The 12,657-nt window shown below is 61.6% G+C and carries 13 protein-coding genes; 10 read left to right on the forward strand and 3 right to left on the reverse strand.

Features of this window, described 5'->3' with window-relative positions; translation table 11 throughout:
• The 4 genes from AC1DRP_RS27950 to AC1DRP_RS27965 all read left to right on the forward strand — a co-directional run.
• Positions 1 to 225: universal stress protein (locus AC1DRP_RS27950; RefSeq protein ID WP_476770150.1), on the forward strand; the 225-nt coding region annotated here is incomplete at its 5' end.
• A 124-nt stretch (positions 226 to 349) separates the two neighbouring features.
• Complete coding sequence (locus tag AC1DRP_RS27955; protein WP_476770151.1) at positions 350 to 1,945, forward strand: MBL fold metallo-hydrolase RNA specificity domain-containing protein; 1,596 nt, start codon at positions 350 to 352, stop codon at positions 1,943 to 1,945.
• 277 nt (positions 1,946 to 2,222) lie between these two features.
• Complete coding sequence (locus AC1DRP_RS27960; RefSeq protein WP_476770152.1) at positions 2,223 to 2,960, forward strand: CBS domain-containing protein; 738 nt, start codon at positions 2,223 to 2,225, stop codon at positions 2,958 to 2,960.
• A 22-nt stretch (positions 2,961 to 2,982) separates the two neighbouring features.
• Positions 2,983 to 3,966, forward strand: coding sequence for a zinc-dependent alcohol dehydrogenase family protein (locus tag AC1DRP_RS27965; protein ID WP_476770153.1), 984 nt, complete (start codon positions 2,983 to 2,985; stop codon positions 3,964 to 3,966).
• Positions 3,967 to 4,072: 106 nt separating this feature from the next.
• Here the strand turns inward: AC1DRP_RS27965 and mgtA are convergent, their stop codons facing one another.
• The 3 genes from mgtA to AC1DRP_RS27980 all read right to left on the reverse strand — a co-directional run bounded on the left by mgtA (position 4,073) and on the right by AC1DRP_RS27980 (position 8,857).
• Complete coding sequence (gene mgtA, locus AC1DRP_RS27970; RefSeq protein ID WP_441505359.1) at positions 4,073 to 6,676, reverse strand: magnesium-translocating P-type ATPase; 2,604 nt, start codon at positions 6,674 to 6,676, stop codon at positions 4,073 to 4,075.
• Entirely contained in the window at positions 6,661 to 6,873 is a 213-nt protein-coding gene (locus tag AC1DRP_RS27975) for a ChaB family protein (protein WP_441505360.1), read from the reverse strand. The genes mgtA and AC1DRP_RS27975 overlap by 16 nt, the downstream gene beginning before the upstream one ends.
• A 169-nt stretch (positions 6,874 to 7,042) precedes the next feature.
• The gene (locus AC1DRP_RS27980; protein WP_441505361.1) at positions 7,043 to 8,857 is read right to left on the reverse strand and encodes a PHA/PHB synthase family protein; all 1,815 of its coding nucleotides are present in this window, start codon (positions 8,855 to 8,857) and stop codon (positions 7,043 to 7,045) included.
• Positions 8,858 to 9,012: 155 nt separating this feature from the next.
• On the opposite strand from AC1DRP_RS27980, the gene AC1DRP_RS27985 reads away from it, so the two are divergent.
• The 6 genes from AC1DRP_RS27985 to AC1DRP_RS28010 all read left to right on the forward strand — a co-directional run bounded on the left by AC1DRP_RS27985 (position 9,013) and on the right by AC1DRP_RS28010 (position 12,358).
• Positions 9,013 to 9,414: a hypothetical protein gene (locus tag AC1DRP_RS27985; protein WP_441505362.1), complete on the forward strand. Its 402-nt coding sequence runs from the start codon at positions 9,013 to 9,015 to the stop codon at positions 9,412 to 9,414.
• A 122-nt stretch (positions 9,415 to 9,536) separates the two neighbouring features.
• A complete protein-coding gene (locus tag AC1DRP_RS27990) occupies positions 9,537 to 9,989 on the forward strand; it encodes a baeRF12 domain-containing protein (protein ID WP_441505363.1) in 453 nt (150 codons plus the stop codon).
• 232 nt (positions 9,990 to 10,221) lie between these two features.
• A complete protein-coding gene (locus AC1DRP_RS27995) occupies positions 10,222 to 10,527 on the forward strand; it encodes a c-type cytochrome (RefSeq protein WP_441505376.1) in 306 nt (101 codons plus the stop codon).
• A 43-nt stretch (positions 10,528 to 10,570) separates the two neighbouring features.
• On the forward strand, positions 10,571 to 10,903 hold the full coding sequence (locus AC1DRP_RS28000; protein ID WP_441505364.1) for a c-type cytochrome: 333 nt from the start codon (positions 10,571 to 10,573) through the stop codon (positions 10,901 to 10,903).
• Positions 10,904 to 11,363: 460 nt separating this feature from the next.
• The gene (locus AC1DRP_RS28005; protein WP_476770154.1) at positions 11,364 to 12,008 is read left to right on the forward strand and encodes a hypothetical protein; all 645 of its coding nucleotides are present in this window, start codon (positions 11,364 to 11,366) and stop codon (positions 12,006 to 12,008) included.
• Positions 12,005 to 12,358 (forward strand): hypothetical protein, encoded by a 354-nt coding sequence (locus AC1DRP_RS28010; RefSeq protein ID WP_476770155.1) that lies wholly within the window; start codon positions 12,005 to 12,007, stop codon positions 12,356 to 12,358. Before AC1DRP_RS28005 ends, AC1DRP_RS28010 begins: the two co-directional genes overlap by 4 nt.
• Positions 12,359 to 12,657: the final 299 nt, after the last annotated feature.

The following is a 12,657-nucleotide window of genomic DNA, read 5'->3' on the forward strand; positions in this document are numbered from 1 at the left end:
GTCTGCCACTACCTGTCCGAGCACCATGTCTCGGCGCGTCCCGTGCTGCGGCAGGACGGTCTCGGCGATCCAGTCGACCAGATCACCGAACTCGCCCGGCAAGAAGGGGCCGATCTCATCGTTTCCGGGGCATATGGGCATAGCCGCATGCGCGAATGGATTTTGGGCGGTGTGACAAACGATCTGCTCAAGGCCGCGCCGACATGTTGCATGATGTCCCATTGAGGCCGGGAACTCCGGCGCAGGGATGCGTCGCGATGTCCCGCGGGCCACTTGGACTGGCTGCGCCCGCAGATTGCAGCACGCGACCGAGGTGTTTCAACTTGGGGTTCGTTCAGGAGCGGCAGCGATGCCCATACGACTCAGCTTCTTCGGTGCTGCGCAGTCCGTGACCGGCTCATGTTTCCTGCTGGAGACACTGGGAGCGCGCGTGCTGGTCGACTGCGGTATGTTCCAGGGGGCAAAGACCGAAAAGGAACTGAACTACCGCGCATTTCCATTCCGGGAGTCAGCGATCGATGCTGTTCTGTTGACTCATGCACATATCGACCACAGCGGGCTCATCCCGAAGCTCGTCAAGGGTGGCTTCRCAGGGCCTATCCTTGCCACCGCGGCGAGCATCGACCTCTGCGCCATCATGCTGCGGGATTCCGGTCACATTCAGGAAAATGAGGTCAGGCAGCTCAATCGGCGCAATGCGCGTCGGGGCCGTGATCGCGAGGTAGACCCCATTTACACCGCGGAGGATGCTGAGCGCAGTCTCATACAGTTCAAGGCTGTGACGTATCACGAGTGGGCGCTGGTTGCGCCCGGAGTGCGCGCGCGGTTTTGGAATGCGGGCCACCTGCTTGGTTCCGCGTCAGTCGAGGTCGAGCTCGAGGAGTTGGGGGGCGATACCCGCATGCGCATCCTGTTTTCAGGCGACATCGGCCCCCAGAACAAGCTGTTGCAGCCCAATCCGGAGGCGCCGCGGGATTTCGATTACCTCGTCTGCGAGTCAACCTATGGCGACCGCGACCGCATCGAGACGAACTCGGGCGGTCGACGCCTGCTGTTGCGAGATGAGGTGAGAGCAGCCGCGCGTCGCAATGGCGTACTTCTCGTTCCGTCCTTTGCGGTCGAGCGGACGCAGGAGCTTCTCGTCGATCTGGTCGGCCTGATGAAGGATGGCGAGATCCCGCCTACTCCCATCTATGTCGACTCTCCTCTCGCCACCAAGGCGAGCGGCGCCTTTCAACAGCACGCAAGCGAATTGGAGCACGGTGACGAGCTTGTTGCCGCACTTCAGGGCGGCAACGTACGGTTCACCGAGACCGTTGAGCAGAGCAAGGCTCTTGACCTGCGGCAAGGGTTTCATGTCATCATTGCAGCCAGCGGCATGTGCGAGGCTGGGCGGATTCGCCACCGGCTGAAGAACTGGCTCTGGCGCGAAGACGCAACCGTCCTGTTCGTCGGGTTTCAGGCACAAGGCACGCTCGGGCGGATCCTTCAGGATGGAGCGAGGCGCGTTCGCATTCAGGGCGAGGATATCGACGTGCGGGCGCGCATCCGCTCGCTCGACATGTATTCCGGCCATGCCGACGGTTCGGAACTGGAGGCCTGGGTTCGCGAACGTTTGCCGCTCCGACTGAACCTTTTTCTGGTTCATGGGGAGGAACCGGCCATAGCTGCCATGCGGATGCGGTTGAGCAGGTCGCTCCGGCCCGAGCAGATTTTGTCACCCCTGCTCGATGATACCTACGAACTGACTGCTAACGGCGCAGAACCTGTTGCGATCGGCCTCCCGCGGCGCATCTCTCCGGATCAAATTGGTCGGCTTGACTGGCACAACGAGCGCTCGCGCCTCCTGCTCGATATCGACGAGGCTATGGACAAGGCCGCAGACGAGCGTTCGCGCGGCGTGATGATCCGGCGTTTGCGAAGAGCACTTGCAGGCGAAGAATAGGTGTCGCCAAATGCCGCGACGGTCGATCTCAGGGACGCCTTGAAAGGACACGGCGAAGGGCCTTTTCTCCCCGCAGCGGTGAAACACACCCAGCGCCATGGGGGCTTTGCGCCGAACGGCTCTTGATTCGGATCAAGGCGGGACGGCAGGCCATGTTTCATACTGAACTTCGATGGCCAATCATTTTATAGATTGGATCGTGGTCGCGGTCGCGCGCGACAACGGTCTCGGGGCGCTTGGTCAACAGCCTGGAAGCGGCGCTCGACAGGAGATTCCCATGTTCGTCGAAGCGGTGATGACAACGCCGGTTATCAGCATCCGGCCCTCGACATCGGTCGCTGAGGCTGCCCGGCTCATGTTGGCTCACAGGATCAGTGGCCTGCCCGTCGTCGAGGGCGACGGGACGCTGGTCGGGATAGTGAGCGAAGGCGATTTCCTGCGCCGGAGTGAACTCGGGACCGAGCGCAAACGATCCTGGTGGCTCGAATTTCTCGTCAGCCCCGGAAAGGTGTCCGATGAATACGTCCATGCCCATGGCCGGAAGGTCGAAGAGGTCATGACGAATGGAGCCGTCACCATATCCAAGGGGGCTACGCTCGACGAGGTCGTCGAGATGATGAGTCGACGCAGCATCAAGCGCCTTCCCGTCGTGGACAACGGCAAGATCGTGGGTATCGTCGCTCGATCGGATCTCTTGCGCCCGATGGCCCGCGCGCTGTCGCCAGGCGATACGCAGGCGACGGACGACGAGCAGATCCGAGCTGCCATCCAGGCGGAGCTTTCCGGGCAGAGTTGGGGTGGGGGCGGGCTCATCCGCGTCCATGTCGATAAGGGCGCTGTCGAACTGACCGGGACGATCTTCGACGAACGCGCGCGACGCGCAGCGCACGTCGCTGCTGAAAACGTCGCCGGCGTCAAATCGGTGTCAGATCAACTCGCCTGGGTCGAGCCGATGTCAGGGGTCGTGGTCCTGCCAGAGGAGATCTCGCCAAATGAGATCTCGAAAGCCCGGTGACAGCTGCCAGGGATCTGGGCGGATGAGAGCCATGGTGCTGCATAGGATCGGCCAGCCCCTGTTTCTCGAGGAGCGGCCAGACCCGCTGCCAGGTCCCGGCGAGATCGGGGTGCGGATCGAAGCCTGCGCCGTCTGCCGTACCGACCTGCATATCGTCGATGGCGAACTCACCCCTCAGAGGCTGCCGATCGTTCCGGGGCACGAGATCGTCGGTATCGTGGAGACGGTCGGCGCGGGCGTTACAACACCAGCCGTTGGAACGCGGGTCGGGATCCCCTGGTTGGGGCACACCTGCGGCCATTGTCCCTATTGTGCTTCGGGGCGCGAAAACCTCTGCGACGCGCCGACATTTACCGGGCACACTCGCGATGGCGGCTTCGCGACCCATGTCGTGGCGGATTCGGCATTCGCCTTTCCACTCAATGGATTCGACGATCCGGTCGCCACCGCACCGCTGATGTGCGCCGGGCTGATCGGTTGGCGCTCGCTTCGGATTGCCGGGGAGGGACGCAGGATCGGCTTCTATGGCTTCGGCGCTGCTGCCCACATCCTGGTGCAGCTATGCTGCTGGCAGGGGCGCGACGTCTATGCCTTCACGCGCAACGGTGACGAGGCGGCGCAGACGCTTGCGCTTTCGCTGGGGGCGCGGTGGGCAGGGAGTTCCGGCTCGGCGCCACCCGAGCAACTGGATGCGGCGATCATCTTCGCTCCGATCGGCGATCTGGTGCCGGGCGCGCTGCGATCGGTGCGCAAGGGCGGCCGGGTTGTCTGCGCCGGTATCCACATGAGCGACATTCCGCAGTTTCCCTACAAGATTCTTTGGGAAGAGCGGCAACTGGTTTCGGTTGCCAATCTGACGCGGCAGGACGCGACGGAGTTTCTCGCCATCGCTCAGCAGGCCGATGTGAGGACGACGACAACGGCCTATCCACTCGACKGGGCGAATGTGGCTCTTGCCGACCTTCGGGCGGGACGGCTCCAGGGCGCCGCAGTACTGGTTCCCTGACCCTGTCACATGGGCTGGAACGTCCGGATACGAAGGGCGCGGTCGATCCTCTCAACTGCGAGCATCGCTCAAGCAAAGGTCGGTTTCTGGTATTCTACGCAATGCATTAGAGGGGCGACCGGCGCCGGCCAGGCTTGCCGCGGCGGTTCTCCATGGCGAGGGACTTCAGCCCTTCGGCTGCGGCAAGGTAAACGAGAGTAAGCCCGGCAACGGCGGCGAGGATGGGCAGAGGCAGCGCGACAAATCCGAAATAGCTGCCAAGCGGGCTCAGAGACAGGGCGAGCGCAATCGCGAGGGCGCCAAGCGACGTTGCTATGAGAACAGGATGAGGACTGCTTCGCCAGAGTGGTCGTGAGGTCCTGATGATGAAGATCACCAGGATCTGCGTCGCAATCGATTCAACGAACCAGGCTGTCCTGAACATCGCGATGTCCGCAGCGAAGACCCAAATCAGCATGGCAAATGTTGCGATGTCGAACAGCGATGAGAGCGGTCCCATGATGAGCGTGAAACGCAGGACCGATTTCATGTCCCAAACCTGCGGCGCGGCGAGTGTTTCCTCGTCGGCCCTGTCGAAGGGGATTCCGATCTCGGATAGATCGTAGATCAGGTTGTTCAGAAGGATCTGGAGCGGTGCCAGCGGCAGGAAAGGCAGCACCAGCGACGCAAGCGCCATCGACAGCATGTTGCCGAAGTTCGAACTCGTTCCCATACGGACATATTTCATGATGTTGGCATAGGTGCGCCGGCCCTCTGCCAGTCCCCCGGCCAGCACGCCGAGATCCGGCGCCAGCAGAATGATGTCGGCTGCCTGGCGAGCGACATCGGTCCCGCCTTCAACCGATAGACCGACATCGGCCGCATGGATGGCGGGCGCGTCATTGATACCGTCACCGATGAAGCCGACGGTATGACCATGCCGACGCAAGGCGCGCACGATCCGACTCTTCTGGTCGGGTGAGACGCGAACGAAGAGGTCGGCTCCTTCGGCTCGGGAAGCCAGGGAAATCTCGGACAGGCCGGAAATCTCCTCTCCCGTCATGAGGCCGCGGGTCGGCAGGCCCAGTGTCTCGACGAGGTGCTCGACGACCGGTGCGGCATCGCCAGAGATGATCTTGACGCGGACGCCCGCCTTGATGAGCTGGGCTACAGCCTCCGTCGCGGATGCCTTGGGAGGATCGAGGAAGGCGGCGCAACCGACAAAGGTGAGCCCGGCTTCATCGGTGAGTTCTGCATGATGGCAGCTGGCGGGCATGTCGCGTCTGGCGATCCCTAGCAGACGGAAGCCCTGTCGCCCCCTCTCGTCCAGCAGCGTCGCGATTTTGACCCGCTCGGTCTCATCAAGCGGCGTCACGATCCCGTCGGATGCCTCGATCTGCGTGCACAGGGCGAGCATCGCTTCTGGTGCGCCCTTGGTGATCAACTCAGAGGCGGTGCCGTGCGAAATGAGGACCGATGCTCGCCGCCGCTCGAAATCGAAAGGCAGATCGTCGACATGCGCCCAGCCGCCATCGAAACCTGTCGGCGCTCCGGCCAGGATCGCGTCATCGAGATTGCTGCGCATGCCGCTGGCAAAACGGCTGTTCAGGCGCACCAACTGTGCCGCGCGTGTGCTTTCCATGCCGTCTGCCCCAAAGCTGGCGACGTGCACGATTTTCGCCTCGGTCAAGGTGCCGGTCTTGTCGGTGCACAGGACGTCCATTGCGCCGAGATCGTGGATGGCGGACAACCGTTTCACCACGACCTGGCTCGTGGCCATCCGCACCGCTCCGCGCGCGAGGGTGACCGTCATGACCATCGGCAGCAGTTCGGGGGTGAGGCCTACTGCAAGTGCAACGGCGAACAGGAAGCTCTCGAGCGACAGGCCGTGATGAACAAGCTGCGTTAGGAGCACGAAGAGGACCAGGAACCCGGTGAGCCGCAGGATCAACATGCCGAGCGCATGCACGCCACGCTCGAACGCGGTCGGGGGCTCCTTCGCCTGGACGGAGCTGGATATCGCGCCGAAGCAGGTGGCACCGCCAGTCGCGACCACGAGCATGACTGCCTCCCCGCCGACGATACTGGTTCCGCCGAACAGGGCGTTGAAGGCGTCGGAGAGCGAAGCCCCTGAGGAAGGTCCCGGATGCTTTTCCACGGGATAGGGTTCGCCGGTCAGGAGTGCTTCGTTGGCGAGTGCGCCATTCGCGGAAAGCACGACGCCATCCGCGGGCACGAGTTCGCCGGCACGGAGTTCGAGCACGTCGCCCGGTACGATTTCCTTGACGGCGAGTTCCTGAAGCCTGCCATCGCGACGTACCGACGCCGTCACCGCGACCGAGCGCCTCAACGCCTCAATGGTGGTCTCGGCCTTGTGTTCCTGGGCAATGTCGAGCCCGATGGAAAACAGGACAATGATCAGGATAATGAGGAAGCTCTGCCAGTCTCCCGTGGCGCCCGAGATCGTGGCTGCAATGAGCAGGATGGCGATAAGGGGTTCACAAAGTCGCTTGCCTAGCTTGCCCACGAGACTGCGGCGCACGCCAGTGACAGCCAGATTCGGGCCATAGCGGCCCATTCGCGCGCGCGCCTCCTCGGAGGTCATCCCCTCCGGCCGCACATCGAGTACTCGCAAGATCTCGTCATTGTCGCCCGACCAGAAGGCGGGCACTCCATTGGCTGGTCCCGACCGCGTGGGCGCCTCTTTCGCGAGGCTCAGCGCACGATCCATTGCTCGCCCTCCTTGCGGTAGCTGTGCTTCACGGCCGCCCAGGCAATGCGGTGAGCGATTTCCTCGTGCTCCTCAGCGCTCCGGTCTGCGTAGCCTTCCCAGGCGCTGTTGAAAGCGGCGCGGTAGATTTCCTGAGCGTGGGCAGGCAAATGCGCCCGAACAGAAGCGGGAAGGTCTTCGAGCCTTGCATAAGGCATGAGGCGATCTCCCGTCAGTCGGATCCGGAGCTGGGACGGTGCATTGATCGCGAATGCGGCCCTGCACGTTCGGTTCTCGCGAGCTGCGCCTATGTGGCCCGCATTTCGATCCCTTGCGCGAGGTGGCGTCCTTTCCACGAACGCGCCGGGAAGCGTTCGATCAGCGGGCTTAACCGTGCACATAGAGCCCCGGCGCGGGGCCCAGTGCCTCGTCCCCGGGCGTGGCGACGCTCTGCGGTCGCGACGTCTGGCTGCTTGAGTGGAGGGCGAGCCAAGCAAACCAGTGAGGCCACCAAGAACCCTCATGGTATTCCGCCGCCTGAAGCCAATGCTCTGGTCCCTGATGCCGTTCATGCATCTTCGCCGTCGCGATCCGGACATGGCGATCTGCCCTGCTAGGCGGGGACACGATGCCCTGATTGTGGCCGCCATTCGTAAGGGCGAAGGTCACTTCAGCATCCGTCAGCATGTGCAGCTTGAAGACAGAGCGCCAGGGCGCGACATGGTCCCATTCGGTACCGACGGCGAAGATCGGGCGACGGATATCGCGTAAGGACACCGGGTGTCCGTCAACCAGGAGGCGTCCTTCCGCCAGGTCGTTGTTGAGGTAAAGCGAGCGCAGATACTCGCTGTGCATGCGGGACGGCATCCGTGTCGCATCGGTGGACCAGGCTGCGACATCGCCCATGGGCTCTCGCTGGCCGAGAAGATAGTGACGGATCATCCGAGACCAGATCAGGTCGTTGGAGCGCAGCAGATGAAATGTACTCGCCATGCGCGAGGCTTCGAGGATGCCTTGCTCCGACATCATGTCGTCGAGGATCGCCAGCTGGCTCTCGTCGACGAAGAGGCTCAACTCGCCAGCCTGGCGAAAATCGGTCTGCGCAGCCAGGAATGTCAGGGTCTCAATTCGGTCGTCGTAGTCACGCGCCATCGCGGCGGCCGCGAGACCCAGCAATGTGCCTCCGATACAGTAGCCGACGGCATGGGCCCGTCTGGCGCCAGTGATGGCCAGCGCCGTGGCGAAGGCAGGAAGCACACCCTGAACCCGATAGTCGTCGAGGCCGACGTCGCGATCGGCCGCGCTCGGATTCTTCCATGAGACCATGAACACCGTGAAGCCCGCGTCGACGAGATGTTTCACGAGCGAATTCTGTGGGCGCAGATCGAGAATGTAGTACTTCATGATCCAGGCGGGGATGATCACGACGGGCTCCGCATGCACCGCCGGGGTCGCAGGGGCATACTGGATGATCTCGGCCAGCGGCGTCCGATGGACGACCCGCCCGGGAGTGATCGCGAGCGTGTGACCGGGAACGAAGGCCTCTGCGCCAACCGGTGGCTGTCTGGCGAGAAGCCGCTGCAGATCCTCGAGCGCGAAGCTTGCACCGCGTACGAGATTGCTCCCGCCGCTCTTCAGCGTCGCATCCAGGACCTCTGGATTGGTCATCGGAAAATTGGAGGGAGCAACGAGATCGAGGGCCTGCCGGCCCACGAAGCGCAACAGTGCCATGTGGTGCTCAGTCGAACCATGAATGTGGCGGCTTGCCTCATCGAGTGTTCTCTCGCAGGCGAGCAGGGATTCCGCGAAGAGCGCGAACGGCCATTGTCGCCAGCTTGGGTGACGGAACCGCTTGTCCTGAGGCAACGAATGCTCGCAAGGCGAGCATTCGCCCCCCTTGGTCAACATCTGGACATTCAGCTCGGCCAAGCGACTGGCCTCCGACAGTCCGGTGATGGCGATCTCGGCCATTCGGGCGGGCGAAACCGATAGGTGAACGGCCCAATCGAACCAGGCCTCTGCGAGGCCCATAGGCGAGAAACCTGCGGCCATCCGGCCGATGCCGGCGTGCAGGAAACGATCCAACGGCTCTTCGGGACCAAGCCTGTCCTGTTGTGGTGGAGCCTCCGGCGGGAGGGGCGGCGCATTGGTCAAATGAGGAGTGGTGTTCGGATCAGTGAAGAGGGTGGATTCGACATTCATGTTCGAACTCCCGTCACCAGCGCACGCGCGAAACACAAACTATCAGTCGCAATCCGTTCGGTGGTTGACCTGCATCAAGGCGACCCTCGCCGGATTGTTCTTGATGATCGATACCCAGGCAGCGCTTGGTGCGCTGCCTTCAGAGGAGGCGAGACATGGTAGCTTCAACGAACCGCGCCAGCAGCCCCGACAAACTGGGTTTCCCGTCGTTTGGCTTCCCGGAGGGGATGGGCAAAACGATGCAGGCGCAATTCGCGACCGCCCTTTCCGTACCCCAGGCCATATTGGAGGCAAATCTGACTGTGGGGGCAGAATGGCTTTCCTTTATGGGGCGGCGCATGAAGGCGCAGGCCGAATTGTGCAATGCCCTCAGTCACTGCCAGGAAATTGGCGAAGCGGTCGAGGCGCACCGGAAGTTCAGCCAGGGCATCGCGAGCGACTACTCCACCGAGTTCGACCAACTGGCGACGATCATGCGCAAGGAAATGGCCGTCGTCACCGCGACCGCAACTGAGGCTGTCGAAGAAGCGGGCCGGGCAGGTAAGCTCGCGGCATAGACAGCATACGGCTGTGGCGCCGAAAGGATTCCTGATGCATTCTTGGCGTCGAGCGCAGGACCCTGTCCGTTCGTGGCCGAGAAACTCAGTAGCGCCTCAGTCGCGCCTGGAGGAGGCAAGCCATGTCCAGCAGTCTCCCCCTTGTTCAACGCGATAGCTGGCTTGTCGTGTGCGACGGCGCCAAGGCGCTCATCCTGCGAAATGATGGCGATGTCGACCGATTGCGGCTGCAGGTCCTTCACACGATGGAACGGCCGTCCGCCCCCGATCGCGAGCTTGGGACGGATCGTCCAGGTCGGGTCCATCAGTCTCTCGGCGAGGGGCGCAGCGCGGTTGAAGCAAATAGCCGCCACGCAGCTGCCGAGGTCTCGTTTGTTGGCGAGGTTGCACTCTTTCTGTCTCGACGAAGCGGCGTCGACCGTGTCAAGCGCATCATCCTGATTGCGCCGCCCAAGGTGCTGGGTGAACTGCGTCGCCAGCTGCTTCCGGCCGTGCAGGCTCTTGTCGTGGCGGAAATCGTCAAGGACCTGACGAATCTGCCTGTCGGCGAGATCGAGCGCCATCTTTTGAGGTGAACGGCTGATTGCCCTCCGCCGGAGGTGATTTTCACCGTGTCTGGCTTTAGTTCCGGGCCCTGGGCGAAGGCCGGCCCGGGGATCGCGAGAGCCGGATAGAGAGCGTGATCTGTGTCAATGCGAGCTGCGATAGGGCCGATAGGCTGAAACCATGAAGCGACAGCCCTCTCATTCTGCGATTTTGCTCCTCTTTGGCGCATGCCTTGGTATTATGGCGAGTGCCGTGAACGCGATGCCGGCGGATGCGCAACGCCCTGAGAATGCCCAGAGTGCGGACTTGGGCAAGAAAGTCGCTCAGCGTATCTGCAGTGGATGTCATGCTGTCGGGCGCACAGGTCAAAGTCCCAACCCCAGGTCGCCACGCTTTCCGCTCATCGCCGAACGTTACCCCGGCGGCAATCCCGCTCCCGTCTTGATTGACGGAACCGTGGTGCGTCACCCGGGAATGCCGGAGTTTCGTCTCACCGAAAGCGAAACCGACGGGCTTGTCGCCTATATCCGGCGGATTTCGCGAAAGTGGAGGCCAGAGTTCCGGTAAGGCCAGGCGTGTGCGAGCCAGGCTGCTGCGCAGGAGGATGGAAATGGACAAGCCTCTCAGGATCGCCTCGTTCCTCGGTCTGGTGGTGACCATGATCGGGATCGATGTGACGGCTGCGCAGAGTATCGGCGATGCTGCCGCTGGCCGCAATCTGGCCTCGACATGGTGCGCTGCATGCCATCGCATCACCGGGGAGGACCGAGATCGGGCCCGCACGCCTCCAGATTTCGGGGCGATAGCCGATACGAGCCAGCAGACCGAGCTCTCGCTCCGGGTGTTTCTCCAGACGCCTCACGGTCAAATGCCGCGCTACCAATTCAGCCGCTCCGAAATCGACGACATCATCTCCTATCTCCTGAGCCTCAGATCGCGCTGAGTCCGCCCTCGTTTCAGCGCAATGTCAGACGCAGGGGGCCGCAGCCCTTAGGATCAGACCGGCGCTGCGGAGTTGATCCAGGTCAACGGAACTGTCGGCTGCTGAGCTAACGATGATGATCAGCCTGGCGTGGAGCGTATCCTGATGAACGATCTGGGTCCAACCATTCGCCCATCCATGCGACGATCGGCCTACGGGATGAAGGCTTGGCCCGGTAAGGAGGCTGGATCACTTGCCGTGACCCCAATTCCATTGGCCACTTCTCCCAGCAGGCGGCAGCGTGCCCATTGGGGCGCCCATCTCATCGACTTGGGCTCAACCGGTCGCGCACGACGGGCTCTCCAGCCGAACGTCGGGGCATTCTCACTCCGAATACCAAAGAGTTTGCTGTTTATGCCACGATGCCGGAGCGTGGTCGCGGTTGGGCGCAAACGAACAGTCTCGTTCGAATAATAATCATATGTTCAGCCAGCCTTCATCTACTTCTCTAAATTTGTCTGGCTCGGAACCGCTGCCGAAGTCTCTCTTTCATTTTGTCTTTCGCATCAGCGGATGGCATCAATTATGGGTTTCCGTCATTTCTGTCGCTGTATTCCTCTTGAATGCCGCGCCAATCGAAATTCAAAGAAGGGTGATCGATACGGCGGTCAAAGGAGGGGCGGTCAGGGACATTCTCCTGCTTGTGACCGCACAAGCCGTGATCATACTCAGTTTTGGGCTGCTCAAGCTCCTCATGAATCTCTATCGAGCTTGGATTGGGGAAAGTGCGACCCGGGCCCTGCGCGTTGCGATCGACACTCGCCTTGCAACGCGCTCGGCCAAGTCACGACAAGACGGTAACGATGCCGTCGGTCTGTCAATGATTATGGCGGAAAGTGACGATGTTGGCGCTTTCGTCGGGTCCAGCATCAGTATCCCGATCGTGGAGATTGGGTTCTTGATCAGCGTCTTCAGCTACCTTTTGATACTGGAGCCGCGAATGGCGCTGGTGAGTGCAGCAATTCTCGCGCCGCAAATCGTTATTGTTCCATTGATTCAGAGGGCAATCAATCCAAGAGTTGCTGGTAGAATAGTTTTATTGCGAAAATTGGATCTGATATTTTGACTGTCAGCAAATATGGCAGAGATAATCAGAATGACGACGATTTAAATATCGTATTTGATATTAGTATGGGAATATTCGCTTTGAAGTTCTCAATGAATTTTCTGATGAATCTGAGTTATAGCGTAGGCGGAATTCTAATATTGGGCTTGGGTGGCGTGCTTGTCGTCCGCGGTCAGACGGAGATCGCGACGGTCATTACCTTTCTTTCTGCGACGGGAAGGGTGGTCGATCCCTGGAATGACGTGGTCGATTGGGCACGGAACCTGGCAGTTTCAGTGGTGAAATACGATCTGATCGTCAATGGGTTCGCGCGCCTCGACACGGAGGAGGATTTCGCGAGCAGTCGATGAAACGTGACGCGGCGGGCGCGTGCGCGCATCTCGCTGGATCGAGCGATCCCGCGCGAGAGCGGGTGCGCGGCCGCGAGCGGGGCTCATGAATCGCGAGCTGGCGATAGTTCTCGATACATCGATCCGCCAGGGCTAAGATGCTTGCCTAGGAGCCCGTCCGAGTAATCCTCTGGACCGGGTGGCTTCGGGATGATTCACTGGCTCATGGCCAAAGTGTTTCGCTCTTGGGATGTCGATCAGGGCTGGCTTTTGCCGCCTTCGCTGCATGAGTTCGTGCCGCCCGGTCACCTGGCGCATTT

Source organism: Allobosea sp. 01N443, from assembly GCF_056399325.1.

Excerpts from the sequence above, each read along its gene's own strand:
- AC1DRP_RS27960 (WP_476770152.1), top strand. The coding sequence starts at position 2,223 with ATGTTCGTCGAAGCGGTGATGACAACGCCGGTTATCAGCATCCGGCCC.
- mgtA (WP_441505359.1), bottom strand. The coding sequence starts at position 6,676 with ATGGATCGTGCGCTGAGCCTCGCGAAAGAGGCGCCCACGCGGTCGGGA.
- AC1DRP_RS27975 (WP_441505360.1), bottom strand. The coding sequence starts at position 6,873 with ATGCCTTATGCAAGGCTCGAAGACCTTCCCGCTTCTGTTCGGGCGCAT.
- AC1DRP_RS27980 (WP_441505361.1), bottom strand. The coding sequence starts at position 8,857 with ATGAATGTCGAATCCACCCTCTTCACTGATCCGAACACCACTCCTCAT.
- AC1DRP_RS27985 (WP_441505362.1), top strand. The coding sequence starts at position 9,013 with ATGGTAGCTTCAACGAACCGCGCCAGCAGCCCCGACAAACTGGGTTTC.
- AC1DRP_RS27990 (WP_441505363.1), top strand. The coding sequence starts at position 9,537 with ATGTCCAGCAGTCTCCCCCTTGTTCAACGCGATAGCTGGCTTGTCGTG.
- AC1DRP_RS27995 (WP_441505376.1), top strand. The coding sequence starts at position 10,222 with ATGCCGGCGGATGCGCAACGCCCTGAGAATGCCCAGAGTGCGGACTTG.
- AC1DRP_RS28000 (WP_441505364.1), top strand. The coding sequence starts at position 10,571 with ATGGACAAGCCTCTCAGGATCGCCTCGTTCCTCGGTCTGGTGGTGACC.
- AC1DRP_RS28005 (WP_476770154.1), top strand. The coding sequence starts at position 11,364 with ATGTTCAGCCAGCCTTCATCTACTTCTCTAAATTTGTCTGGCTCGGAA.